At 71.6% G+C, this 23,848-nt stretch carries 23 protein-coding genes, 1 tRNA gene and 1 pseudogene; 13 read left to right on the top strand and 12 right to left on the bottom strand.

The window, feature by feature from the left end; translation table 11 throughout:
* The first annotated feature begins 291 nt into the window (after positions 1–291).
* Both ACZ6RT_RS04470 and dhbC read left to right on the top strand, forming a co-directional pair.
* Complete coding sequence (locus tag ACZ6RT_RS04470) at positions 292–1,071, top strand: 2,3-dihydro-2,3-dihydroxybenzoate dehydrogenase (RefSeq protein WP_399185267.1); 780 nt, start codon at positions 292–294, stop codon at positions 1,069–1,071.
* Positions 1,072–1,140: 69 nt separating this feature from the next.
* The gene (gene dhbC / locus ACZ6RT_RS04465) at positions 1,141–2,370 is read left to right on the top strand and encodes an isochorismate synthase DhbC (protein WP_470152214.1); all 1,230 of its coding nucleotides are present in this window, start codon (positions 1,141–1,143) and stop codon (positions 2,368–2,370) included.
* Between the two features lie 50 nt (positions 2,371–2,420).
* Here the strand turns inward: dhbC and ACZ6RT_RS04460 are convergent, their stop codons facing one another.
* Positions 2,421–2,576: a hypothetical protein gene (locus ACZ6RT_RS04460; protein WP_470152297.1), complete on the bottom strand. Its 156-nt coding sequence runs from the start codon at positions 2,574–2,576 to the stop codon at positions 2,421–2,423.
* On the opposite strand from ACZ6RT_RS04460, the pseudogene ACZ6RT_RS04455 reads away from it, so the two are divergent.
* A pseudogene (locus ACZ6RT_RS04455) lies at positions 2,509–3,062 on the top strand (isochorismatase family protein). The gene ACZ6RT_RS04460 and the pseudogene ACZ6RT_RS04455 overlap by 68 nt on opposite strands.
* A 105-nt stretch (positions 3,063–3,167) precedes the next feature.
* Here the strand turns inward: ACZ6RT_RS04455 and ACZ6RT_RS04450 are convergent.
* The 3 genes from ACZ6RT_RS04450 to ACZ6RT_RS04440 all read right to left on the bottom strand — a co-directional run bounded on the left by ACZ6RT_RS04450 (position 3,168) and on the right by ACZ6RT_RS04440 (position 4,533).
* The gene (locus ACZ6RT_RS04450; RefSeq protein ID WP_470152213.1) at positions 3,168–3,386 is read right to left on the bottom strand and encodes a hypothetical protein; all 219 of its coding nucleotides are present in this window, start codon (positions 3,384–3,386) and stop codon (positions 3,168–3,170) included.
* A gap of 114 nt (positions 3,387–3,500) precedes the next feature.
* Positions 3,501–3,574: transfer RNA gene (locus ACZ6RT_RS04445), tRNA-Pro, on the bottom strand.
* A gap of 35 nt (positions 3,575–3,609) precedes the next feature.
* Positions 3,610–4,533 carry a metallophosphoesterase gene (locus tag ACZ6RT_RS04440; RefSeq protein WP_399185271.1) on the bottom strand — a complete coding sequence of 308 codons (924 nt, stop codon included), beginning with the start codon at positions 4,531–4,533 and terminating at the stop codon, positions 3,610–3,612.
* Between the two features lie 80 nt (positions 4,534–4,613).
* Between ACZ6RT_RS04440 and ACZ6RT_RS04435 the strand changes: the two genes are divergently transcribed.
* The gene (locus ACZ6RT_RS04435; RefSeq protein ID WP_399185272.1) at positions 4,614–5,072 is read left to right on the top strand and encodes a GatB/YqeY domain-containing protein; all 459 of its coding nucleotides are present in this window, start codon (positions 4,614–4,616) and stop codon (positions 5,070–5,072) included.
* Between the two features lie 219 nt (positions 5,073–5,291).
* Here the strand turns inward: ACZ6RT_RS04435 and ACZ6RT_RS04430 are convergent, their stop codons facing one another.
* Positions 5,292–7,544: a transglycosylase domain-containing protein gene (locus tag ACZ6RT_RS04430; RefSeq protein ID WP_399185273.1), complete on the bottom strand. Its 2,253-nt coding sequence runs from the start codon at positions 7,542–7,544 to the stop codon at positions 5,292–5,294.
* Positions 7,545–7,808: 264 nt separating this feature from the next.
* Between ACZ6RT_RS04430 and ACZ6RT_RS04425 the strand changes: the two genes are divergently transcribed.
* Positions 7,809–8,105 (top strand): WhiB family transcriptional regulator, encoded by a 297-nt coding sequence (locus ACZ6RT_RS04425; RefSeq protein ID WP_012887233.1) that lies wholly within the window; start codon positions 7,809–7,811, stop codon positions 8,103–8,105.
* A gap of 228 nt (positions 8,106–8,333) precedes the next feature.
* Here the strand turns inward: ACZ6RT_RS04425 and bagB are convergent, their stop codons facing one another.
* Positions 8,334–9,461, bottom strand: coding sequence for an ATPase BagB (gene bagB / locus ACZ6RT_RS04420; RefSeq protein WP_399185274.1), 1,128 nt, complete (start codon positions 9,459–9,461; stop codon positions 8,334–8,336).
* Positions 9,458–10,462: an ATPase BagA gene (gene bagA, locus ACZ6RT_RS04415; RefSeq protein WP_399185275.1), complete on the bottom strand. Its 1,005-nt coding sequence runs from the start codon at positions 10,460–10,462 to the stop codon at positions 9,458–9,460. Before bagA ends, bagB begins: the two co-directional genes overlap by 4 nt.
* 379 nt (positions 10,463–10,841) lie before the next feature.
* Between bagA and ACZ6RT_RS04410 the strand changes: the two genes are divergently transcribed.
* From ACZ6RT_RS04410 to ACZ6RT_RS04395, 4 genes are all read left to right on the top strand, one after another.
* Positions 10,842–10,997, top strand: a complete 156-nt coding sequence (locus ACZ6RT_RS04410) for a DUF4177 domain-containing protein (RefSeq protein WP_012887236.1) — start codon at positions 10,842–10,844, stop codon at positions 10,995–10,997.
* Positions 10,994–11,452 carry a RidA family protein gene (locus ACZ6RT_RS04405; RefSeq protein ID WP_470152212.1) on the top strand — a complete coding sequence of 153 codons (459 nt, stop codon included), beginning with the start codon at positions 10,994–10,996 and terminating at the stop codon, positions 11,450–11,452. Before ACZ6RT_RS04410 ends, ACZ6RT_RS04405 begins: the two co-directional genes overlap by 4 nt.
* A 211-nt stretch (positions 11,453–11,663) precedes the next feature.
* Positions 11,664–12,500: an NUDIX hydrolase gene (locus ACZ6RT_RS04400; RefSeq protein ID WP_470152211.1), complete on the top strand. Its 837-nt coding sequence runs from the start codon at positions 11,664–11,666 to the stop codon at positions 12,498–12,500.
* Positions 12,497–13,285 carry an MBL fold metallo-hydrolase gene (locus ACZ6RT_RS04395; RefSeq protein WP_399185278.1) on the top strand — a complete coding sequence of 263 codons (789 nt, stop codon included), beginning with the start codon at positions 12,497–12,499 and terminating at the stop codon, positions 13,283–13,285. Before ACZ6RT_RS04400 ends, ACZ6RT_RS04395 begins: the two co-directional genes overlap by 4 nt.
* 71 nt (positions 13,286–13,356) lie before the next feature.
* On the opposite strand, the gene ACZ6RT_RS04390 is transcribed toward ACZ6RT_RS04395, so the two are convergent.
* Positions 13,357–14,079, bottom strand: a complete 723-nt coding sequence (locus ACZ6RT_RS04390) for a Crp/Fnr family transcriptional regulator (RefSeq protein WP_344891357.1) — start codon at positions 14,077–14,079, stop codon at positions 13,357–13,359.
* Positions 14,080–14,124: 45 nt separating this feature from the next.
* On the opposite strand from ACZ6RT_RS04390, the gene nth reads away from it, so the two are divergent.
* The 3 genes from nth to ACZ6RT_RS04375 all read left to right on the top strand — a co-directional run bounded on the left by nth (position 14,125) and on the right by ACZ6RT_RS04375 (position 16,981).
* Positions 14,125–14,844 (top strand): endonuclease III, encoded by a 720-nt coding sequence (nth, locus tag ACZ6RT_RS04385; protein WP_470152210.1) that lies wholly within the window; start codon positions 14,125–14,127, stop codon positions 14,842–14,844.
* 131 nt (positions 14,845–14,975) lie between these two features.
* Entirely contained in the window at positions 14,976–15,617 is a 642-nt protein-coding gene (locus ACZ6RT_RS04380; protein ID WP_470152209.1) for an NUDIX hydrolase, read from the top strand.
* Between the two features lie 164 nt (positions 15,618–15,781).
* Positions 15,782–16,981: a MarP family serine protease gene (locus ACZ6RT_RS04375; RefSeq protein ID WP_399185283.1), complete on the top strand. Its 1,200-nt coding sequence runs from the start codon at positions 15,782–15,784 to the stop codon at positions 16,979–16,981.
* Between the two features lie 49 nt (positions 16,982–17,030).
* Here the strand turns inward: ACZ6RT_RS04375 and ACZ6RT_RS04370 are convergent, their stop codons facing one another.
* From ACZ6RT_RS04370 to acs, 4 genes are all read right to left on the bottom strand, one after another.
* Positions 17,031–17,471, bottom strand: coding sequence for a DUF309 domain-containing protein (locus ACZ6RT_RS04370; RefSeq protein ID WP_399185284.1), 441 nt, complete (start codon positions 17,469–17,471; stop codon positions 17,031–17,033).
* Positions 17,468–18,391: an alpha/beta fold hydrolase gene (locus ACZ6RT_RS04365; RefSeq protein WP_399185285.1), complete on the bottom strand. Its 924-nt coding sequence runs from the start codon at positions 18,389–18,391 to the stop codon at positions 17,468–17,470. Before ACZ6RT_RS04365 ends, ACZ6RT_RS04370 begins: the two co-directional genes overlap by 4 nt.
* Positions 18,388–18,861: a phage holin family protein gene (locus tag ACZ6RT_RS04360; RefSeq protein ID WP_399185286.1), complete on the bottom strand. Its 474-nt coding sequence runs from the start codon at positions 18,859–18,861 to the stop codon at positions 18,388–18,390. Before ACZ6RT_RS04360 ends, ACZ6RT_RS04365 begins: the two co-directional genes overlap by 4 nt.
* A 699-nt stretch (positions 18,862–19,560) precedes the next feature.
* Positions 19,561–21,546 carry an acetate--CoA ligase gene (gene acs, locus ACZ6RT_RS04355; RefSeq protein WP_399185287.1) on the bottom strand — a complete coding sequence of 662 codons (1,986 nt, stop codon included), beginning with the start codon at positions 21,544–21,546 and terminating at the stop codon, positions 19,561–19,563.
* A 632-nt stretch (positions 21,547–22,178) separates the two neighbouring features.
* Here acs and ACZ6RT_RS04350 point away from each other — a divergent pair.
* Positions 22,179–22,952 (top strand): Fic family protein, encoded by a 774-nt coding sequence (locus ACZ6RT_RS04350; protein ID WP_470152208.1) that lies wholly within the window; start codon positions 22,179–22,181, stop codon positions 22,950–22,952.
* Positions 22,953–23,848: the final 896 nt, after the last annotated feature.

The following is a 23,848-nucleotide window of genomic DNA, read 5'->3' as shown; positions in this document are numbered from 1 at the left end:
CAAAGCAGGGGGGAGAAAGACCGAAGACCGCTGCCAAGCAGCTAGGCCTTTCCCCCCCCCCCCCCCCCCCCCGCTCCTTTCTTTCCCGGAGACCCGCTTTCCGGCGACGCGGTTCCCGGTGACGCGGTGCTCCCACCCCGGTCTCGTCCCGGCTCCTGTGGCGTTCCCGCCCCTTCCTCACAAGCGTCGGCATGTCCCGCTGATCTGTGAAAAGTAACTATAAGTTTTTGCTGCGCAACCCAAAGTGATGGCACTAGCCTTCCAACGGCACAGGCTGATGGAGGCGGGAGCATGCTGGGGGAAGGCGCGCTGAGGGACGGCACGGTGGCCGTGGTCACCGGTGCGGCGCGGGGAATCGGCGAGGCGGTGGCACGCGCCCTGACGGGGGCGGGCGCACGCGTCGCCGCCCTCGACGTCGACACCGAGCGGGTCGAGCGGGTCGCCGCCGGGCTCGGCACCGCGGTCCCCTACACCTGCCAGGTCGCCGACAGCGCCGCCGTCGACGACGTGATCGCGCGCGTCGAGACCGACCTCGGTCCGATCGGGCTGCTCGTCAACGTGGCCGGAGTGCTCTGCTCGGGCCCGGCCGTCACCATCGGCGACGAGGAATGGGCACGCACCTTCGCGGTCAACGCCGGCGGTGTCCTCCACCTCTCCCGCGCGGTCGCCCGCCGGATGATCCCCCGCAGATCCGGGGCGATCGTCACCGTGGGCTCCAACGCCGCGGGCGTGCCCCGCACGAACATGGCGGCCTACGCCGCCTCCAAGGCCGCCGCCGCGCACTTCACCAGGTGCCTCGGCCTGGAGCTGGCACCGTACGGCATCCGGTGCAACGTGGTGTCGCCCGGCTCGACCGACACCGCCATGCAGCGCGCCCTGTGGACCGGCGAGCACGACGCGCGGACGGTCGTCGAGGGCTCACCGGCCACCTTCCGGGTGGGCATCCCCCTGGGCAGGCTGGCCGCTCCCGAGGACGTCGCGGACGCCGTCCTCTTCCTGGCCTCCGACCGCGCCAGGCACATCACCATGCAGGACCTGTACGTCGACGGGGGCGCCACGCTCCGGGCCTAGCGCGGCACCACCCTTCCCTTCGCGGATCTCTTCCCCTCACGGACCCCTTCCGACAGGAGACCCTTCGCCATGCCGCCGAACGACACCCTCACCATGCCCAGGACACCCGACCTGCTGGGCGACTACGAACCCGGCGCCTTCTTCTTCACCTCGCCGGCCCGGACCCTGCTCGCCAGGGGTGTTCACCGGACGATCTCCGCTTCCTCGGCGGGCGACCTGCGAAGACGCGTCGCCTCGGCCCTGCGCGACGCCCGGGAGGCCGGTCACCCCGACCCCATGGTGGTGGGCGCGGTGCCCTTCCGCGACGACCGTCCCGCGCGCCTGCTGGTGCCCGCCGAGGTCCGCCGGACGGACCCGGCGACCGGTACGGCGACCGGCCCGGCGGGTCCCGAACGGGCCTGCGGCACGTCCATCCCGTTCACCCCGTTCACCGGGTTCACCGGGTTCGGGCCGGTTCCGGCTCCCGACGACTACCTGCGCGGTGTGGAGAAGGCGCTGACCAGGCTCACCGCCGGGGAGCTCAAGAAGATCGTGCTGGCCCGCGCCCTGGACGTCACCCTCGGCGCGCCCGTCGACGTCCGCCGGGTCCTGCGCAACCTGGTACGCCGCGACCCGCAGGCCTACGGCTACGCGGTCGACCTGCCCGTCCCCGGCGGACGGCCGGGGACCGGCACCCGCACGCTGCTGGGCGCCAGCCCCGAGCTGCTCGTCGCCCGCTCGGGACGCCGGATCGCCACGAACCCGCTGGCCGGGTCGGCGCCCCGGCACCCCGACCCCGTCGTCGACTCCGAACGGGGCCGTGCCCTGCTCACCTCGGACAAGGACCTGCGCGAGCACGCCCTGGTCATCGAGAACATCGTGGAGACCCTGCGCCCGTACTGCCGCGACCTGACCGTCCCGGCCGGGCCGTCGCTGCTGTCCACCGCCTCCATGTGGCACCTGTCGACCCGGATCACCGGTGTGCTCGACGACCCGTCGGTCACCTCGCTGGAGCTGGCCACCCTGCTGCACCCCACCCCGGCCGTCTGCGGCACGCCCGCGCGCGCCGCGCGCCGGGCCATCGAGGAGATCGAGCCGTTCGACCGCGGCCTGTACGCCGGCCTGGTCGGGTGGGGCGACATCACCGGCGACGGCGAGTGGGTGGTGACCATCCGCTGCGCCGAGGTCGCCGACCAGACGCTGCGGCTCTTCGCCGGCGCGGGCATCGTCGCCGGTTCGGTCCCGGAGAGGGAGCTCGCCGAGACCACCGCCAAGTTCCAGACCATGCTCCGCGCGGTCGGCCTGGACCGGGACCGCTGACCCGCCCGCCGGAAAGGAGACGGTGACATGGCCCTTCCCCGGATCGCCCCCTACCCGCTGCCCGGGTGGAACGACCTGCCCGCCAACCGGGTGGACTGGCGTCCCGACCCGCGCCGCGCCGTCCTGCTCGTCCACGACATGCAGAACCACTTCCTGGCCCCCTTCGATGCCGGCGACCCGCCGCTGACCGGGCTCATCGCCAACATCGGCCTCCTTCGCGACGCCTGCGCCCGCCTGGGGGTGCCGGTCGTCTACTCGGCGCAGCCCGGCGGACAGAGCGGCGAGCGGCGCGGCCTGCTGCAGGACTTCTGGGGACCGGCGTGCCCGGCGGGGCCGGGAGCGAGATCGTCGCGGACCTCCTCCCGGCGGAGCGCGACATCCTGCTCGTCAAGCGGCGCTACAGCGCCTTCCACGGGACCGGCCTGGCCGACCGGATGCGGGCCATGGGTCGTGACCAGATCATCGTCTGCGGCGTCTACGCCCACATCGGCTGCCTGCTGACCGCGTGCGACGCCTTCATGCGGGACATCCAGCCGTTCCTCGTCGCCGACGCCGTCGCGGACTTCTCCCCGGAACACCACGTGATGGCCGTCGCCTACGCCGCCGACCGGTGCGCGGTGGCGACCCTCACCGACGGCCTGCTGCGGGAGTGGGCCCTTCTCCCGGGCGCGGAGGCGGACGGCGAGGCGTGACCGGCCACCGGATCACGGGACGCTCACCTCGGCCGCGGGGGCGGACGGTGAGACCCGACCCACCCCGGTCGCCGCACGGCCCGCGAAAGGTCGTCCGGACGCCGTTCAGGTGCCGTCCAGGGTGGCGCGCAGGCGGGCGATGACCTTGAGGATCTCCTCGCGGTGCTTCGCGCTCTTGATCCAGTCCGGCAGGGACTCCACCAGCGTCCGGGGTCCGCGGCGCTCCCGGTCGGAGGCGAGCGGGCGTTCCCGGCGCCGGGCGGCCAGGTGATCCTCCAGCAGGTCGTACCAGGAGGTGCCGGGGTCACGGAGCCGCTCGCCCATACGGTGACGCCGACCCCGTCCCGGCCGCACGCCGTCTCGAAGGATCTTTCCGGGAACAGCAGAAGGGCCCGACCCGCTGAGCGGATCAGGCCCTCTGCTTCGGGACATTCAACGTCGGGGTGACAGGATTTGAACCTGCGGCCTCTTCGTCCCGAACGAAGCGCGCTACCAAGCTGCGCCACACCCCGTTCGCACGTCTGGTCTTGCTCGTGCTTGAGAAAGTCTAGCGGACTTCGCGGGTGCGTGTGTCGCCACGGCGGCGGGGCATCAAGGTCAGCAGGCTGGCCTCGGGGTAGCAGGAGAACCGCGCCGGGGCGTAGGGGCTGGTCCCGAGCCCGGCGGAGACGTGGAGATAGGCGGAGTCGTGACGGCTCATGCCCTTGACGCGTGCCCGGTCGATCCCGCAGTTGGTGACCAGGGCGCCGTAGAAGGGGATGCAGAGCTGCCCGCCGTGGGTGTGACCGGCGAGCAGCAGCTGGTAGCCGTCGGCGGCGAAGCGGGTCAGGTTGCGGGGCTCGGGCGAGTGCATCACGCCCAGGCGCAGGTCGGCCTCGGCCGGGGCGGGACCGGCGATCAGGTCGTAACGATCGAGGTTGATGTGGGAGTCGTGGATGCCCCCCACGGCCACGTCGAGATCGCCCGCCTTGATGCGGGCGGTGGTGTTGTTCATGTCCAGCCAGCCCTCGCCGGCCATGGCGGCGCCCAGCTCCTCCCAGGGGAGGGTGGGGATCTTCTGCCCGTAGTCGGTCTTGGAGGTGCGCCACAGGTAGCGGGCCGGGTTCTTCGGCCGGGGCTCGTACATGTCGTTGGAGCCGTAGACGAACAGGCCCGGCCGCGTCAGCAGGGGTTCCAGGGCGTGCATCAGGGGCGCGATCGCGTCGGGGTGCGCGATCGAGTCGCCGGTGTTGACCACCAGGTCGGGGTTGAGGGCGCCCAGCGAGCGCACCCAGTCGATCAGCATCCGCCTGCCGGGGGTGAGGTGCAGGTCGGACAGGTGCAGGATGCGCACCGGCCGCTGTCCCGGCTCCAGGACGGGCACGTCGAACCGGCGCAGCCGGAACGCGTTGCGCTCGACGATCGAGGCGTACGCGAGGCCGGCCACGCCGGCGCCGAGCAGGGACAGGGGCACCGCGGCTGCTTTCCTCACGTCCTCATCATGCCCGAGATCCGGCCCTGCGAAGGAAACTCGGGATACAGCGGGGCTGGTGAGGCGGCAAGATGGACCGCATGAGCGCATTGAAGGACAAGCTGAAGGCCGATCTCACGGCCTCCATGAAGAGCAGGGACGAGATCCGTACCCGCACGATTCGCATGGCCCTCGCGGCCGTGAACGTCGAGGAGGTCTCGGGGAAGACGGCGCGCGAGCTCACCGACGACGAGGTCGTCAAGGTGCTGGCCAAGGAGGCCAAGAAGCGCCGGGAGGCCGCCGAGGCGTTCAGCGGTGCCGGCCGGGCGGAGCAGGCGCAGGCGGAGATCGACGAGCAGGCCGTGCTGGAGGCGTACCTGCCCGCGCAGCTCTCCGACGAGGAGCTGGCCGCGCTGGTGGAGGAGGCCGTCACCGAGAGCGGCGCCACCGGGCCGCAGGCCATGGGCCAGGTCATGAAGCTCGTGAACCCGAAGGTCGCCGGACGCGCCGAGGGCGGCCGGGTCGCGCAGGCGGTACGGGCCCGACTGGCGTCCTCCTGACCGGCTGACCGGCTGACCGTCAGTCCCGGCCGGACCTGACCGGGCCGGGTGAGGCCCGGGGGCGGATCAGGCCCTTGGGGGCCGGAGGGTCGGAGCGGGCCCGGTGAGGACCGGTAGGGGGCGCCGATCGGTCCCGGACGCCGAAGGGCCCTCCCGCCCGGCTCCTGGAAGGGCCGGGGCGGGAGGGCCCGCGCGTTCGGGGGAACGGGCCGCGGTGTCCTACCAGCCGCCCCAGCCGTCGTCGCCGGGGTCGGCCGTGGCGCCGCCGTTGATGTCCCGCCCGACCTCGCCGCCGTCGTCAGGGCCGCCCCGGTCGCGGTCGCCGCCCCGGTCGTCACCGCCGCCGCGGTCGGGCTCCGGCGGGGGCTTGGGCGCGCACCGGCCGGAGCAGCCGCCGAAGCGCTCCATGTTCACCGGCGTGAACGGGGTCGCCTCGACGCCCTTGAGCGCGCTGAGCATCGAGTCCTTCCAGATTCGCCCGGAGATCGAGGCGCCGTAGACGTGGCTGTAGTAGCGGCCGCCGATGGTCACGCCGGTCAGGTCGTACTTGAAGGCGCCGCGCGGGTCGCCGAGGCTGACCGCGGAGGCGAGGTCCGGCGTGAAACCGGCGAACCAGGCGGCGGTGTAGTTGTCGGTGGTTCCGGTCTTGCCCGCCGCCGGGCGGCCGATGCCGCCGACCTCGGTCATCGTGCCCTTGGTGAAGACCCCGGACATGATGTGGGCGGCCGCGTCGGCGACCTCCTCGTCCAGGACCTGCTTGCACTTGGGCTTGTACGAGGTCTTCTTGCCGTCGCGGTCGACGCTCTCGGTGATCACCATCGGCTTGCAGTAGGTGCCGCGGGCGGCGATCGTCGCGTAGGCGTTGGAGACCGTCACCGGGTCCATCTCGTTGGTGCCGAGCGTGAAGGTCTGGACCTCCTGCAGCTTCCCGCCGTCGGCGCGCTTGATGCCGAGGCTCTTGGCCATCTTGACCGTCTCGCACAGGCCGACCTCCTGCTCCAGGCGGAGGAAGAAGGTGTTCACCGAGCCCAGGGTGCCGGTGGTGAGGGTCTTGAAGCCGCCGCTGCTCTCGCTGGAGTTGTGGACCGTGTGGCCGGGATCGCCGCGCGATTCGCCCTTGCAGTCGCGGAACGCGCCGTAGCTCGGGGCGGTGTAGCCGTCCCCGGTGGAGAAGCCGTCGTTCAACTTCATGCCCTGGTCCAGGGCGGTCAGCAGGGTGAAGGGCTTGAACGTGGAGCCGGCCTGGAAGCCCGCGCCGCCCGCGTGGTCCCTGTCGCCGACCAGGTTGTAGCTGATCTCGTTCTTCTTCTTGTTGTTGCCGTACTTGCGGCTGGCGGCCATTGCCTTGACGGCCCCGGTGCCGGGGACGATCATCGCCTGCGCGGCGACCGGCTTGTCGCTGGCCTTGACGTACTTCTTGATCGCCTTCTCGGCGGCCTTCTGCGCCTTGGCGTCGAGCGTGGTGGTGATCGTCAGGCCGCCTCGCTGGAGCAGCCGCTCGCGGTCCTTGGGGGTCTTGCCGAAGTCCTCGTTGAGCGCGATCTCGTGCTGCACGTACAGGCAGAAGTAGGGGTACTTGCTCTCCTCGCAGCCGCCGGGGGCCTCGATGTCCTTGAAGCCGAGCTTCTTCTTCTTGGCCTCCTCGGCCTCCTGCGGCGTGATCTTGCCGAGTTCGGCCATCCGGTTCAGCACGGTGTTGCGCCGCTCCAGCAGCCTCGTGCGGGCCGCCTTGCCCGCGTCGGGGTCGGTCACGCTCGGGTTCTGCACGGCCCCGGCGAGGGTGGCCGACTCCCAGAGGTTGAGCTTGGAGGCGGGCTTGCCGAAGAAGCGCTTGGCGGCGGCCTGGATGCCGTAGGCGCCCGCGCCGTAGTAGGAGATGTTCAGGTACTTCTCGAGGATCTCCGCCTTGGTGTACTTCTCCTCGGCGTAGAGCGCGTAACGCAGCTCGTTGAGCTTGCGGGAGAGGGTCGGCGCCTGCGCGGCCTCCTGCTTCTCCTTGGTCTCGGCGGCGTTGACCAGCACGAGCTTGACGTACTGCTGGGTGATCGAGGAACCACCCTGCACGACCCCGCCGCCCGAGACGTTGCGCGCCGCGGCCCGGAACGTGCCCTCCAGGTCGATCGCGCCGTGCTCGTAGAACCGGTCGTCCTCGATCGCCACGATCGCGGTCTTCATGATGTCGGCGACCTCGTCGATCTTCACCGACTCACGGTTCTGGAAGTAGAACTGGGCGAACTGCTTGCCGTCCGCGTCGAGCAGGGTGGTCTTCTCCGCGAGCGGGGGTTCCTTGAGCGGTTCGGGGAGGAGCCGCAGCTCGTTCGTCGCCGCGTTCACCGTCATCCCCGCGCCGCCGACCGCCGGAAGCGCCACGGCGGCGGCCAGCACGCCCGTGGCGGTCGCCGCGCCGAGCAGTTTCAGCACACCGCCGATCCTGCGGAGCACCGAACCCTGATCTTTACCATCACCTTGCACGAGTCAAGGGTACGTCGGGCTGATGCTCCAAACGGTAACGGAACACCGTTTTGAGATGACTTCTCCCAGTATCGAAGACGGGTGACTAGTCATTCCCGGCCAGATGGCCGTGGATGACCATGTGAGAATTTGGTCCCGCCGGGGTCTGTCGGCCCGAACGTCTGGTTGCGTACGTTCTCTTTCTGCAGCAATTGAATACCGAGGCCCGACGCCCGCGCCCGTCGGCCCAAGTCACGACTGACCACCTAAGGGGAGTGGGGTCGAATGTGGATCACGGATTGGACCTCCCGTGCGGCCTGTAAGGGTGCGGATCCTGACGCTTTGTTCGTTCAGGGTGCTGCCCAGAACCGAGCAAAGCTGATCTGCCGAGGATGCCCGGTCCGGACCGAGTGCCTCGCCGATGCGTTGGACAACCGCATCGAGTTCGGGGTGTGGGGCGGGATGACCGAGCGCGAACGTCGAGCGCTGCTGCGCCGGCGACCGGATGTCGACTCCTGGCGTGACCTGCTGGAGTTGGCCAAAGAAGAGTACGAGCGAACGAACGAGCTGATCGCCGGCTGAGTTCGCGCCGATCCCGTACGGCTGGCGCCGGGCGCCAGCCGTACATGCATGTCCCGGGACGGTTGAACGGGTCGGGCGGCCGGACCTTCCGGCCGCCCCACCGGGACGGACGCTCCCGGAGGGACCGGCCGGGAAGGACGACTCACCGGACGGCGACGCCGAAGGAGCCGGCCGGGACGGACGTCCCCGGAAGGGCCCGTGGGCCGGACGGGCGATCCGGCCGCCGGGTTACTGGGCGGCCAGCAGCCGGCCCACCTCGCGCAGGCCATCCAGGTCGTGCACGTCCTGTGCCATGGCGGGGACCCGCGCGACCGGCACCGTGGGATGGGCGGAGATGAAGTGCTCCTGCTCACGCTGCTCGCGCGCGGCCAGCTGCATCCGCCCGGCGTGCAACCGCAGGACGGCGGAGGTGAGCTCGTGCTCGCCGCGCGACTCCAGGTCCTCGGCGGCGGCCGTGCTCCGCGCCCCGGAGAGCACGGCGGCGGGCGAGGTGTGCACCCGGTTGACCACGAGACCCGCCAGCGGCATGCGCTCGGCGGCCAGCCGCTCCACGAAGTACGACGCCTCGCGCATCGCGTCACGCTCGGGCGAGGCCACGACGACGAACGCCGTCCCGGGGGCCTGCAGCAGCCGGTAGGTCTGCTCGGCCCGCGCCCGGAACCCGCCGAAGACCGCGTCCAGCGCGGACACGAACGTCTGCAGGTCCTTGAGGACCTGTGCCCCCAGCAGCTTGGTCAGCGCCCCGGCGACGATGCCGAAACCCGCGTTGAGCAGCTTGAACGCGCTGCGTCCCCCGGCCTTGGCCGGGGCCATGAGCACCCGGATGAGCCGGCCGTCCAGGAATCGGCCGAGCCGCTCGGGAGCGTCCAGGAAGTCGAGCGCCGACCGGGACGGCGGGGTGTCGACGATGATCAGATCCCACTCGCCCGACCGGCGGAGCTGGCCCAGCTTCTCCATCGCCATGTACTCCTGGGTACCGGTGAAGCTGGAGGACAGGGACTGGTAGAAGGGGTTCGTCAGGATCTGCCGGGCTCGCTCGGGATCGGCGTGCGCCTCGATGATCTCGTCGAAGGTCCGCTTCATGTCGAGCATCATGGCGTGCAGCCGGCCCTCGCCCTGCACGCCCGCGACCGGCCTGGGGGTGTTGTCGAGCTCGGTGAGCCCCATCGACTGCGCCAGCCGCCGGGCCGGGTCGACCGTGAGCACCACGGTGGAACGGCCCCGCTCGGCCGCGCGCAGCCCCAGGGCGGCGGCGGTGGTGGTCTTGCCGACGCCGCCGGAGCCGCAGCAGACGACGATCCGGGTACCGGGGTCGTCGACGATCGCGTCGAGGTCGAGAACGGGTGGGGTCTTCACGCTGCTCCCTGGGTGCGGATCGATTCCGCCAGCTCGTACAGCCCGGACAGGTCCACCCCGTCGGACAGCAGCGGCAGCTCGTAGCGGGGGCGGGCGGACTTCTCCAGCGAGAGCCTCTCCTGCCGTTCCAGCGCGGTGCGGCGGGCGTGCTCGGCGATCTCCTCGGTGAGCGCCTCGGCCACCGCGATCGCGGCCGGGTCGCCGTCGGTGAGCCCGGCGGCCTTCAGGCCGAGCACCAGCTCGGCCGGGTCGAAGCCGCCCTCGGCCGCGGCGTCCAGCACGGCCGCGGGCAGCAACGACTCGCGGACCATGTTGATGAAGATCCCTCCGGCGGGGAGATCGGCGGCGCGGAGCTCGCGCAGGCCGTCCAGGGTCTCCTGGACCGGCATCTCCTCCAGGAGCGTGACGAAGTGCACCGCGGTCTCGGGGGAGGACACCACCCCGTTCACCAGGTCGGCGTGGTTCTTGATCGGGCCGACCCTGGCCAGCCCGGCGACCTCGTTGGTGACGTTCAGGAAGCGGGCGACCCTGCCGGTCGGCGGCGCGTCGAGCACGACCGCGTCGTAGACCCTCCTGCCGTTCTTGCCCTTGCGGCGGACGGCCTCGCTGGTCTTCCCGGTGACCAGCACGTCGCGGAAGCCCGGGGCGATGGTGGTCGCGAAGTCGACGACGCCCATCTTGGTGAGCGCCTTCCCGGCCCTGCGCATGCCGTAGAACATCTCGAGGTACTCGAGCATGGCCTCTTCGGGGTCGATGGCCAGGGCGTAGAGGTCCCCGCCGCCCGGCGCGACAGCGATCTTGCGTTCCTCGTACGGCAGCGGGGGCAGGTCGAAGACCCGAGAGATCCCCTGGCGGCCCTCGACCTCGACCAGCAGGACCTTCCGGCCGTCCGCCGCGAGGGCGAGGGCGAGCGCGGCGGCCACCGTGGTCTTCCCGGTGCCGCCCTTGCCGGTGACGACGTGGAGGCGTACGCCGTCCCAATCGGTGTCGCGAGCTCTCACCTTTCGAAGGCTACCCAACGCCCCCTTGACAACTCCCCGCGGCCTTCCTCCGGGGGCCCTGCCCGGTCACACCCTCGTGCCGGCGAGGGGCGGGCGCGCGGGGACGCCGGGATCCGGGCGCGGGCGCGGCCGGATCCGCTCGGCGTCGCCTTCGCTGGTCAGCACGGGCGTGCGGGACGTCCGCGCCGGGCGGGGAGCCGCCCGGTGGCCGGTCCGCGGCCCGCGGGGCCGGACACGGGTACGGCTCTAATCGATCGGGAGGTGAAAGTAAATATGTCGATTCTCACAGCCCGCGCCCCGGCGGATCCGCCCTCCGGGGGACACGAGGAGGCGCCGTGACGGGCCGCCGGACCGGGGCGGCCTCGCTAATGTGTCCCGCATGACGAAATGGGAGTACTCGACGGTGCCGCTGCTGGTCCACGCGACGAAGCAGATTCTCGACAACTGGGGCCAGGACGGCTGGGAGCTGGTGCAGGTCGTGCCGGGGCCCAACCCGGAGCAGCTGGTGGCCTACCTGAAGCGGCCCAAGCAGTGACGCCACAGGAGAGGCTGACGGAGCTCGGCCTGACCCTGCCCGAGGTGACGTCCCCGCTGGGGGCGTACGTCCCGGCGACGCGTTCGGGCGATCACGTCTACACCTCGGGGCAGCTGCCGACGGTGAACGGCGAGCTGAAGGCGACCGGGAAGGTCGGCGCCGAGGTGGAGGCCGAGGCCGCCTACGATCTGGCGAGGATCTGCGCGATCAACGCCCTCGCCGCGATCGCGTCGGCGGCCGGGGGGCTGTCGAACATCGTGCGGATCGTCAAGGTGACCGTCTTCGTGGCCAGCGCCCCGGACTTCACCGGGCAGGCGAAGGTCGCCAACGGCGCCAGCGAGCTGTTCGGCGAGGTGTTCGGCGAGGCGGGCAGGCACGTCCGCAGCGCGGTGGGCGTCACGGTGCTCCCGCTGGACGCGCCGGTCGAGGTCGAGGTGGTCGCCGAGGTCCGCTGAGGACCCGGGCCCGGCCCTTGCGGAGAATCCCGGCAAGGGCCGGGCGGAGCCGTTCGCCGAGGCACGGGGGCCTGTGATCGTCCGGAGCGGTGGAGGCCCGGGGACGCGTGATCGTCCGGAACGGGGGGCCCGGGGGCTCGCGATTGTCCGGCGCGGTGCCGTACCACATGATGGACCCTGAAACCGAGCAGTGTTCTGGTGGAGGGTCTCAATGGGCGGTATCCCGCTTCCTGGTGAGTTCGGTGAGCGCGCGCGCGACATCCTGGCCGGGCGGGTCGCCCCCGCCCCGTCGAGGGACGCCGCCACCGTGGTCGTCCTGCGCGAGGGCGCCGCCGGGCCGGAGACCTACATGCTGCGGCGCAAGGCGAGCATGGCCTTCGCCGCGGGCGCCTACGTCTTCCCCGGCGGCTCGGTGGACCCGCGCGACACCGACCACGCGATCGCCTGGTCCGGCCCCTCTCCCGCGGACTGGGGGGAGATCTTCCGCGCGGACGAGCGGACCGCCCGGGGACTGGTGTGCGCCGCCGTACGGGAGACGTTCGAGGAGTCGGGGGTGCTGCTCGCCGGGCCGTCCGCGGAGTCGGTGGTGGCCGACACCACCGGTGACGACTGGGAGTCCGACCGGCTGGCCCTGATCGGCAGGAGCCTGTCCTTCGCCGACTTCCTGGCCGGGCGAGAGCTGGTCCTGCGCTCGGACCTGCTCCGGCCCTGGGCCCACTGGATCACCCCCGAGGTGGAGACCCGGCGCTTCGACACCCGCTTCTTCGTCGCGGCGCTCCCGCCCGGCCAGCGCACCCGCGACGTCGGCGGCGAGGCCGACCAGGTCGCCTGGCTCAGGCCCGCCGACGCGCTCGACCGGGCACGGGCGGGCGAGATCTTCCTGATGCCCCCGACCCACCGCACCCTCACCGAGCTGAGCGCCTACGAGAAGGTCCCCGAGGTGCTCGCGGCCGGACGTGAGATCGTGACCATCATGCCCAGGATCGCCGAGGTGGACGGGGAGATGCGCATCGTGCTCGACGACGACTACCGGTTCGGCGCCGGGTGAGCGGCCTGAGGATCCCCCTGGAGGGACCCGACGGGGCGGGTACGGCCCACGCGCTCAACCTGCTCGCCCCCAACCCGTCCGAGATGACCCTGGACGGCACCAACACCTGGGTGATCGGCCTCGGGGAGGAGGTGCTGGTCGTCGATCCGGGTCCGGACGACGAGGGGCACCTCGCCCGGGTCGCCGCTCATCTGGAGGGCCGCCGGGTGGTCGCGATCCTGCTCACGCACGGTCATCCCGACCACAGCGGGGGCGCCGCGGCGTTCGCCCGGAAGGTCGGCGCGCCCGTCAGGGCCCTGGATCCGGCGCACCGGCTGGGCGAGGAGGGACTCGGCGACGGCGACGTGGTCACCGCAGGGGACGTGGAACTGCGCGTGCTGGGCACGCCCGGCCACTCGTTCGACTCGCTGTGCTTCTGGCTGCCGCGGGACGGGGCGATCCTCACCGGTGACACCGTGCTCGGCCGGGGCACCACCGTGATCGCCCCCGACGGCGACCTGGCCGACTACCTGCGCTCCCTGGACCTGCTCCGCGCCAGGGCCGAGCAGGTGGGGGCCGAGGCGCTGCTGCCCGGTCACGGCCCGGTGCTGCCCGACCCGATCGGCGCGCTGGACGGGTACATCGCGCACCGGCGGCGCCGGCTGGACCAGATCCGGCAGGCCCGGCGGGACGGGGCGGTGACCCCCCGGGAGATCGTCGAGATCGTCTACGCGGACGTGGACAGGTCGCTGTGGCCCGCCGCCGAGATGTCGGTCCGCGCCCAGCTGGCCTACCTGGAGGGGTAGGTCCCTCCGGCCGGGCCTCGGCCGGTGGGGCCCGGGAACGGTCCTTTTCCGGGACCTCCGCGCGGGACCGGTCAGCGCGAGCGGTTGTGCAGCCGCTCCAGGTCCATGATCACCACGGCCTTGGCCTCGATGCGCAGCCAGCCGCGCTGGGCGAAGTCGGCCAGCGCCTTGTTCACGGTCTCGCGGGAGGCGCCCACCAGCTGGGCCAGCTCCTCCTGGGTCAGGTCGTGGTGGACCCGTACGCCGTCGTCGATCCGCTGGCCGAAGCGCTCGGCCAGGTCGAGCAGGGCCTTGGCCACCCGGCCGGGCACGTCGGTGAAGACCAGGTCGGCCAGGACGTCGTTGGTGCGGCGCAGGCGCTGGGCCAGCGCGCGCAGCAGGTGCAGGGCCACCTCCGGGCGGCCGGTCAGCCAGGGGCGCAGATCGTCGTGCCCGAGCCCGGCCAGCCGGACGTCGGTCAGCGCGGTGGCGGACGCCGTACGGGGGCGGGGGTCGAACAGGGACAGCTCGCCGAACATCTCGCTCGGACCGAGCACGCTGAGCAGGTTCTCCCGGCCGTCGGGCGCGGTGCGGGAAAGCTTGATCTTCCCTTCGAGCACCACGTAGAGGCGGTCACCGGTCTGGTTCTCGCTGAAAAGGTTCTGTCCCTTGGAGAGTTCGACCTCGGTGATGCTCGTGCGCAGCGCCGCGGCGCTCTCACGGTCGAGCGCGGCGAACAGAGGGGCCTTGCCCAGCACTTCGTCGGAGTTCACGGTGCCTCCTGTTTCACGGCTCACGCAGTCATTGTGACCCATCCCACCGTGCACCTCTTCAGGGGGCCTGGAGCGTAGGCTGTCGGGGTGCTCCGCGACGTCAGCCCCGTAGAGGAATCCCGGCTCGCCCTGGTACGCCGAGCTCGGCGAATGGACCGGATCCTGGTTGAAACCTACCCTGACGCCCACTGCGAGCTTGACTTCCGCAGCCCTCTCGAACTGCTGGTCGCGACCATCCTGTCCGCACAGTGCACGGACAAAAGAGTTAATACCGTAACTCCTACCCTTTTTGCGAAATATCCCACCGTGGAAGCGTATGCCGGGGCCGACCGGGCCGAGATGGAGGAGATCATCCGGTCCACCGGCTTCTTCCGGGCCAAGACCACCAGCATCATCGGCATGGCCCAGGCCGTCTGCGAGCGCTTCGGCGGGGAGATCCCGGGGCGTCTGGAGGACCTGGTCACCCTGCCCGGGGTCGGCCGCAAGACGGCCAACGTCGTGCTCGGGAACGCGTTCGGGGTGCCCGGGATCACCGTCGACACGCACTTCCAGCGGCTCACCCACCGGTTCCGCTGGACCGCGGAGACCGACCCGGTGAAGATCGAGCAGGTGGTCGCCGGGCTGATCCCCAGGCGGGACTGGACGATGATGTCCCACCGCCTGATCTGGCACGGCCGCCGCATCTGCCACGCCCGCACGCCGGCCTGCGGCGTCTGCCCGCTCGCCGCGCTCTGCCCCTCGTACGGTCTCGGCCCGATCGACCCGATCAAGGCCGCCAGGCTGGTCCGCCCCGGCCCGTTCTCGTGATCACGGCGGGTCGCCCGTCCCGCTCCCCTCGTGATCGTCGTACCGTGGACCGCCGGGCCGGGAAGCGACGGGCCGGGCGCCGTGTTGCACACGATTGCGAAGATCGAGCATGGATGGTCGGAGGTGCGCCGGTGGAGGTTCCCGGATGGTTGGAGACGCTGGCCGGGCGGGCCGTGACGAGGCCGGTGCCCCCGCCGCTGCGCCCACCGGCCACGGGCGGGCGGTCGGCGGCGGTGCTGCTGCTGTTCGGGGAGGGGCCGTTCGGCCCGGACGTGCTGCTCATCCAGCGAAGCCGGCACGGGCGTAACCACGCCGGGCAGCCCGCGTTCCCCGGGGGCGGGGTCGACCCCACCGACGACGGCCCGGTCGCCGCCGCGCTCCGTGAGGCTCGCGAGGAGACCGGTCTCGACCCCGAGGGCGTCCGGGTGCTCGGGACCATGCCCGAGCTCTACCTGGCGCACAGCGACAACCGGGTGACCCCGGTGCTGGCCTGGTGGCACACCCCCTGCGTGGTGCACGCGGCCTCGCCGCAGGAGGTGGAGTCGGTGGAGCGGGTCCCGCTCCGCGAGCTCGCCGACCCGGCCAACCGGCTGGGGCTGCGCCACCCGAGAGGCTACGCGGGACCCGCCTTCCGGGTCCGCGGGCTGCTGGTCTGGGGGTTCACCGCCGGGGTGCTCGACGGGGTGCTCAGCGGCTCGGACTTCGAGGTCCCCTGGGACCGGTCGCGGCTGGAGGACATCCCGCCCGACGTGCTGAGCCTCTCCTCCCGCTGACGGGCCGTCCCTCCCCGGGGCCCCGCCGGCTGGCCCGGTACGCCCGTCCGGGACGGATCCCGGCCCGGTTGCGCCGACGCGGCGGCCGGCCCCGCGGACACGATCTGGCAGAGACCTCGTCCAAGGTGTGCACGCGTGGCGCATGGGCTGGATAACGTAAAGGGGTGAGCGGTGATCTATTAGATCTCATCCTGATCGCCCTGATGGTGGCCTTCGCGGTGTCGGGATACCGCCAGGGATTCATCATCGGTGCCCTGAGCTTCGTCGGCTTCGTCGGCGGGGCGCTGCTGGGGATGTTCGTCGCGCCGCTTCTCGCCGGAGCCGTGGTCGAAGGGGCGACCGAGCGTGCCCTGCTGGCGATCGTCATCGTCTTCCTCGCCGCCACGATCGGGCAGTTCGCGTCGTCCACCATCGGCGCGGTGGTCCGCAGCCACGTCACCTGGGAGCCCGCCAAGGCCGTGGACGCGGTCGGCGGCACCTTCTCCAGCGCGTTCTCGGTGCTGATCATCGCGTGGCTGATCGGCTCGCTGCTCGCCTCGTCCCAGTTCACCCTGCTCAGCGAGCAGGTCAACGGGTCGCTCCTGCTGTCCACGGTCGACCAGACGCTGCCCAGGGCCGCCAAGGACCTGCAGAAGCCGATCAAGAACTTCCTCGACACCTCCGGCTTCCCCAAGGTGTTCGACGACATCGGCGGCGGCCAGCTCGTCCAGATCCCGCCGCCCGACCGGAGCGTGGCCAAGAACAACAGGCAGCTCGCGCGGGCCCGCCGGGGCATCGTCAAGGTCCAGGGCATCGCCTCCAGCTGCCGCAAGCACATCGAGGGCACCGGCTTCGTCTACGCCCAGAACAAGATCATGACGAACGCGCACGTGGTCGCCGGGGTGGACCAGGACCTCCAGGTCACCGACTACCTCAACAAGATCCATCCGGCCAGGGTGGTGCTCTACAACCCCGACCGGGACATCGCGATCCTGCACGTCACCGGGCTCAACATGCCGATCCTGCGGTTCGACGGCACCGCCAAGAAGGGTGACGACGCGATCGTCGCGGGCTTCCCGCACGGCCAGGGCTACACGCTCGATCCCGCGCGCATCCGGGTGCAGCAGAAGGCCGAGGGGCTCAACATCTACGAGCGCAAGACCGTCATCCGCGACGTGTACTCCATCCGGGGCCAGGTCAGGCAGGGCAACTCCGGGGGGCCGCTGCTCACCCCGCAGGGCCGGGTCTACGGCGTGGTCTTCGCCGCCGCGCTCAACCAGCGGGAGACCGGCTTCGCGCTCACCGCCGCCGAGGTCGCACCGGACGCCGAGGACGGCTCCAAGCTCTTCAACCAGGTCGACACCCAGGAGTGCGACCAGAACTAGGCCGGGGGACGGGCCGGCGGGGCCGGGGCCGCCGGAGCGGCGCCCGCGCTCAGAGCAGTTCCCGCACCCTGGCGATGGCCTCCCCGGCCTCCACCTCGTCGAGCCCGTGCGCCATCCTGGCGATCCGCTCGTACGGCATGCCGTAGCCGCTGATCCGGTCGGCTCCCCGGGTGAACAGCGTCGCGGCCCCGCGCGGATTGCCCCGTTGCAGATGGGTCAGGCCGACGCAGATCTGCGCCAGTCCCTGCCACAGCTCGCGTTCGGCCTCGGGACAGTTCTTCCACCGGCCCTCCAGCACCTCGTGGGCGTGGAACGGCCGCTCCTCGCCGAGCAGCCTGCGCGCCTCGGAGAGGGCCTCCTCGGCGCTCGGCGCGTAGTCGTCCGGGATGCGCTCCACCCCCTCCGCGCCGTGCGGCAGCGGCCGTCCGAACGCATCACGGGGACGCAGGTTGCGCGGCCTGCCGTCGGGATCGCGGTCCCGCGCGCTCACCGGTCCGGCTCCGGGTCGGACAACCAGGCGACGAGCTCGGCGTCGAACTCCTCGGGACGCTCCTCGTGCGGGAAGTGCCCGGCGCCCTCGATCAGCCTCCACCGGTAGGGGGCGGCCACGTACCGTCCCGAGCCCTGGGCGGTGTGGGGCAGGACGTGCGGGTCGAGCGCGCCGTGCAGCTGCAGGGTCGGCGCGTTGATCTGGGCGCGCATCGTCCTGGCGTAACGCCACCCGTCCGGGCGCAGCTGGGAGCGGCCGAACCAGCGGTGGTACTCCAGCGCGCAGTGCGACACGTTGCGGATGCGGAACGCCTCGCGGTAGGTCCTCGACACCTCCTCCTCCGGCCAGCCGGGTCCCGACCACTGCTCCAGCAGGCGTCCCACCCTGGCGCCGGAGTTCGCGGTCAGGCGCCGTTCCGGGACCAGCGGCACCTGGAAGCCCAGCGCGTAGCGGGCCGCCCTGAACTGGCCGAACGGCTCGGTGAACAGGGTGGTGCGCAGACGGCGGGGATGCGGCGCCGAGACCGGCACCAGCCGCAGGACCGCCTTCGGGTCCAGCACGGCCATGGTCCAGGCGAGCAGACCACCCCAGTCGTGGCCGACGACGATCGCACCGGTCTCGCCCAGCGCGCGGACCAGCCCGGCCGCGTCGGCGGCCAGCGTGCGAAGGTCGTACCCGCGCGGCGGCTTGTCACTGGCGCCGTAGCCCCGCAGGTCCACGGCGACGGCGCGGTAACCGGCCGCCGGGAGCGAGACCAGCTGGTTGCGCCAGGACCACCAGAACTGCGGGAAACCGTGCAGCAGCAGGACCAGGGGGCCTGTACCGGCCTCCACCACGTGGAAGCGGGTGCCACCGGCGTGGACGGATCGGTGGGTCCACGGACCGTCGATCCTGACCACGGACTCGTCGGGTCTGCTCACCGGCCCGGTCTCACCGGGTCGTGACGGCCGTCGGCTTGGGTGGCGGCGACCGGGGCCGGGCTCGAACCGAGGCCGGGCTCGCGCTCACCGCTCTTGATCGTCTTGAGCGATCGCAGGGTGCGCTTCATCCCGGTCAGGCCCTTGAGCCGCCGCAGGCCGATGAAGACCAGCCCCCCGGCCACGAGCAGGTACAGGACGGTGACGATCAGGAAGGCGAGCCAGGTCCACACGCCCGCCGCCACCAGGCCGTAGGCGAGCGCGAACGAGCCGAGGATCAGGCACAGGTGGGCCATGAACGCCGCCGCCCCGAAGAGACCGGCGGCCATGCCGACGCGCTTGGCGTCGAACCGGAACTCGGCCTTGGCCAGTTCGATCTCGGCGCGGACCAGGGTGGAGATCTGGTCGCTGGCGGCGGCGACCAGCGTGCCCAGGGTCTCCTCCTGTGGCTCCGCCGGCGGGATCTGTGTCATGGATGATCTCCTATCGAGGGCCTTTGTCGAACATCATGCTGCGCGCCGAGGGGGTCGCGCACGCACACCCGCGACGAGATCGTCGCCGGAACCGGCGACGCGGGCACGTCGGCGGTCGTCGCGTACCTGGTCATCAGGGCGAGAGCTACCCCGGTGAGGGTCGGGCGAACACCACCGATTCGGACCGGACGAGGTGAGCGCGCGGTGGGAGCACCGTATCGGAGGGGGGTGCCGGAGCGCCGTACCGGACGGGGTGATCCCGGGACGGGTGATCTCCGGGACGGCGTGATCTGGGGCCGTGTGATCCCGGGGCGGGGTGATCTGCGGGCCGGGTGATCCCGGGACGGGGACGCCGGGAAGCCAGGGCGGTGGGGTGACGGCGTGGTCCGAGGGCGGTGTCGGCCGGGGGTCGCCCGGGGGAGTCGCCCGGCGTGGCGTGACGGAGCCGGGCCGTGCGCGATGGCGGTCGCGGGGAGGGCCGTTCGTGAGGGAACGGTGGCAGGAGGCTGCCGGGGGGCGGGGCGGTCGCCGAGGCCCGGTTCCCGGGCCTCCTCTCCGCGGACGGGGCGCCGCCGACGGCTCGTTCGCCTGGCTCGCCCTCCCCGCCCGTTCGCCGGGCTCGCGTTCACCGGGCTCGCTCTCCCGGCAGGGGAGGCCGGCCCGTCACGGGCCCGCCTCCCCTGCCGGTCGCCGGTTCGCTCAGTCCTCGCTCTTGGCGCTGGGCAGCTTCTCCGAGATGAGGTTCATCACCGTGCTGTCGGCGAGCGTGGTGACGTCGCCGACGCTGCGGTTCTCCGCCACGTCCCGCAGGAGACGCCGCATGATCTTTCCGGAGCGGGTCTTCGGCAGCTCCGGCACCACGAGGATCTGACGCGGCTTGGCGATCGGTCCCAGGGCCTTGGAGACGTGGGCGCGGAGCTCGGCGGCGATGTCCGCGCCCTCCTCGGCGTTGCCGCGCAGGATCACGAACGACACGATGGCCTGGCCGGTCACCGGGTCGGTCGCGCCGACCACGGCAGCCTCGGCGACCTTGGGGTGGGAGACCAGCGCCGACTCCACCTCGGTGGTGGAGATGTTGTGCCCGGAGACGAGCATGACGTCGTCCACCCGGCCGAGCAGCCAGATGTCGCCGTCCTGGTCCCTCTTGGCACCGTCGCCCGCGAAGTACATGCCCTCGAAACGGGACCAGTAGGTGTCGATGAAGCGCTGGTCGTCACCCCAGATCGTACGGAGCATCGACGGCCACGGGTCGCGGATCGCCAGGTATCCACCGCCCCCGTTGCCGACGCTCCGGCCCTGGTCGTCGACCACGTCGGCGGTGATGCCGGGCAGCGGGCGCATGGCCGCGCCGGGCTTGCCCTCGGTGACGCCGGGCAGCGGGCTGATCATGACGGCGCCGGTCTCGGTCTGCCACCAGGTGTCCACGACCGGGGTACGGTTGCCGCCGATGTGCTCGCGGTACCAGATGTAGGCCTCGGGGTTGATCGGCTCGCCGACGCTGCCCAGGATCCGCAGGGACGACAGGTCGAACTTCGCGGGGATGTCGTCGCCCCACTTCATGAACGTGCGGATGGCCGTCGGGGCGGTGTAGAGCAGGGTGACCCCGTACTTCTGCACGATCTCCCAGAACCGGCCGCGGTGCGGGGTGTCCGGGGTGCCCTCGTAGATGACGCTGGTCGCGCCGTTGGCCAGCGGCCCGTACACGATGTAGGAGTGGCCGGTCACCCAGCCGATGTCGGCGGTGCACCAGTAGACGTCGGTCTCGGGCTTGAGGTCGAAGACCGCGTGGTGGGTGTAGGCGGTCTGGGTGAGGTAGCCGCCGGTGGTGTGCAGGATGCCCTTGGGCCTGCCGGTCGTCCCGCTGGTGTAGAGGATGTAGAGCGGGTCCTCGGCGTCGTTCGGCAGGGCCTCGTGGACGTCCGGCTGACGGTCCACGACGTCGTGCCACCACACGTCCTTGTCGGTCCGGGCGACGTCCTGACCGGTCCGCCGCACCACCAGGACGTGCTCGATGCCGGGGCACTCGGCGACGGCCTCGTCCACGGTGGGCTTGAGCGCGCTGGGCGCGCCCCTGCGGTAGCCGCCGTCGGCGGTCACCACGAGCTTGGCGTCCGCGTCCTTGATCCGGCCGCTGAGCGCGGTCGCGGAGAAGCCGCCGAACACCACCGAGTGGATCGCTCCGATACGGGCGCAGGCCAGCATCGTGATCGGGAGCTCGGGGATCATCGGCATGTAGATCGCGACCCGGTCGCCCTTGCCGACCCCCAGCTCCTGGAGCGCGTTGGCGGCCTTGGAGACCTCGCGCAGCAGATCGGCGTAGGTGATCGTACGGGTGTCGCCCTCGGGCTCGCCCTCCCAGTGGTAGGCGACCTTGTCGCCACGGCCCGCCTCGACGTGACGGTCCACGCAGTTGTAGGCGATGTTGAGCTCACCGCCGACGAACCACTTGGCGAAGGGCGGGTTCCAGTCCAGAACGGTGTCCCAGCGCTTCGACCAGGTCAGCCGGTCGGCCTGCTTCTCCCAGAAGGCGAGGCGGTCACGATCGGCCTCGGCGTAGGCGTCGTCGGTCACGTTCGCGGAGGCGGCCAGGTCGGCGGGAGGGGTGAACCGCCGGGTCTCCCGCAGCAGGTTGGACAGCGTCTCCTGGGTCTCACGCGACTCGGAACCAGGGGTCTCCGGGGCCACTACGCACTCCTCACACTGCTATCGACTGGTCATGTCCCACTTCACCAGTCCACCGGTGCCCGCCACAAGAGGTCTAGACAGGTCTGTACCAATCGGTGATGACAGAACATCTGCCTGCAAAACACTCCATCCGCGGGGGGCGATCCGGGGACCGTCGGGTTTTCGCCACGGTAGGAACGTGGGAGGTGTTATTCAACGCGCACCGTCGCGCCGGTGCGCCGGGCGGTGTCATGCGGTCGCCGAACGGTCCGGCCGGTCGGCGACCCCGCCTCGGGCTCCCGCCCCCGCCGCTGGCTCCGGTTCCGGTCCGGTCCGGTCCGCGATCCTCCGTCTCGGCGGGTGGCTCCCGCTCGGGTCGCGTTCCCCGGGGGCGTGCGCCGGCCATTTCCGGAGGTTCGTCCTCATTTCCGCAGGGTTCGTCCGACGGTCCCCTCCGTGCGGTTTCCCCGTGGGTTCTCTCCACCGTTCGTGCGGCTTTCTCGCGGGCTTTCTCCACGGTCCCGTTCGTGCGTCCTCCCCGTGGTTCTTCTCCGCGGTCTCGTCGGGACATTCTCTCCACGGTCTCGTCCGGACGGGCCGGGCCCGCGGCCTGGCCGGGGCCCGCCACGACGGCCCCGGTAGGGTCGGGCAGCGTGAGCGACCCATTGGCTGTCATCGCAGGAATGCCCGGCGTGTCCGAGGCGGTCGCCGAGGCGCGCGTGGCCGTCGACCGGCTGTACGGGCACCGCGTCCTGCGGCGCAAGAGCGCGGAGGTGTCGGCCCGGTCCGCCCTGCGCGGTGCCCGCGCGTCCGCCGCCCTGGAGGGGGTGGACGTCCCCCTGGAGGCCATCCCCGAGGCCACCGACCCCGTCGTCCAGGGAGCGCTGCGCGTCTCGGCCGAGCTGGGAAGGCTCGGCACGACCTGGCGCACCGTACCCCGGCAGGTGCTGGCCAGGCTGCACGCGCTCGCCGCCGTCGGCCTGGCCGAGGACCTGGGCCGTCCCCGGGCCGTCGCGCAGGCGCCCGACGTACTCGGCCTGGGAGCCGCGCCGGGTCCGCAGGAGACGGTGGCGCGGGTGGACGGACTGGTGCGGCTGATCACGGACTCCTCCAAGGCGCCCGCGCTGGTGCTCGCCGCCGTCGTCCACGCGGAACTCGCCGTGCTGCGCCCCTTCGGGTCGGCGGACGGGGTGGTCGCGCGGGCGGCGGAGCGGCTGACGCTGGTGGAGTTCGGCCTGGACCCGAAATCGCTGGTGGCGATCGAGGTGGGTCATCTCGAACTCGGCCCGTCCTACGCGGAGGGGCTGCGGTCGTACCTGAGCGGTACCCCGGAGGGGGTCGCCGCGTGGGTGCGTCACTGCGCGTCCGCGGTCACGCTGGGCGTCCGCGAGGCCACGGCGATCTGTGAGGCGATGCAGCGCGGCTGACCCACGACGGCCGGCCCTTCGGGGGACACCGTCGGGACGTCGGTTCCTCGGAGTGAGCGACCGATGACCTGTCGTCACGGATTACGGACGACCGTCAAGCGGGTTCTCGCACGAACCGACGGCGCCCCCGATGGGGGCGCCGTCGTCGACACGTTCGCACGGGTTACCAAGCGTGCACCTCATATTCGTTGAAACGGGACAAGCCCGTTTCAACGCGCCTCCCGCGGCTGGCGGCGCGTGGGTACCCGGAGACCGTGCCCGGACACATGGTCCGTGCAACCTTTGTACGTCCGATCCGCGCTGATGGGAACCCCTGAAAGCAAGACCTTTACGGATCGGGGAATGTCGGGGCGGGCCCTTCCCGCCGGGCCGTCCCGGGACGTCCGGCGCGGGTTCGCGAAGATCACCGGGGTCGCCCGGGGTCCGTGGCGGAGCGCTCTCCCCACCGTGACGATCACCGAACGTCACCGCCTCCCCGTCCGGCGACGGCGGGCGTGTCCATGGTGAGAGGAAAACCGAGCCTGGATCGTTACATTAAAAAAACTAGTAAGAATCGCCGATTTCTCCTCGACGAAATGCGCGTTGATCGGGCAGCATAAGGAGGTATCTCCCCAGACCGGAGTAACCGCGCATGAAGGCATGCAATCCCGCGCGCTCCGGACGGTCGATGAAAGCTTTCTTCTGAAACGGGACCGGCTCTACCCCCCCAGAGCCGGACCGGTCGGCGACCCCCGCTCTCCCCCCCCGGCGGGGGTCGCCTTTTTCCAGCGCGTCGTGCCGGTTCCCGTGCCCTGAGACGGCTCCCCACGGGCACGTCCCCGCCCGGTGGTCGTCGTGCCGGACGTACACCCTCCCCCCTTCACCGCTCGCCCGGCCCTGTGCCCGCCTTCACGCCG

This window comes from Streptosporangium sp. NPDC050148 (assembly GCF_055586505.1).
This window is presented reverse-complemented; position numbering and strand designations above follow the sequence as displayed.

Coding starts and splice junctions, on each gene's coding strand:
- ACZ6RT_RS04470 (WP_399185267.1), top strand. CDS start 292: ATGCTGGGGGAAGGCGCGCTGAGGGACGGCACGGTGGCCGTGGTCACC.
- dhbC (WP_470152214.1), top strand. CDS start 1,141: ATGCCGCCGAACGACACCCTCACCATGCCCAGGACACCCGACCTGCTG.
- ACZ6RT_RS04460 (WP_470152297.1), bottom strand. CDS start 2,576: ATGTTGGCGATGAGCCCGGTCAGCGGCGGGTCGCCGGCATCGAAGGGG.
- ACZ6RT_RS04450 (WP_470152213.1), bottom strand. CDS start 3,386: ATGGGCGAGCGGCTCCGTGACCCCGGCACCTCCTGGTACGACCTGCTG.
- ACZ6RT_RS04435 (WP_399185272.1), top strand. CDS start 4,614: ATGAGCGCATTGAAGGACAAGCTGAAGGCCGATCTCACGGCCTCCATG.
- ACZ6RT_RS04425 (WP_012887233.1), top strand. CDS start 7,809: ATGTGGATCACGGATTGGACCTCCCGTGCGGCCTGTAAGGGTGCGGAT.
- ACZ6RT_RS04410 (WP_012887236.1), top strand. CDS start 10,842: ATGACGAAATGGGAGTACTCGACGGTGCCGCTGCTGGTCCACGCGACG.
- ACZ6RT_RS04400 (WP_470152211.1), top strand. CDS start 11,664: ATGGGCGGTATCCCGCTTCCTGGTGAGTTCGGTGAGCGCGCGCGCGAC.
- ACZ6RT_RS04390 (WP_344891357.1), bottom strand. CDS start 14,079: ATGGGTCACAATGACTGCGTGAGCCGTGAAACAGGAGGCACCGTGAAC.
- ACZ6RT_RS04360 (WP_399185286.1), bottom strand. CDS start 18,861: ATGACACAGATCCCGCCGGCGGAGCCACAGGAGGAGACCCTGGGCACG.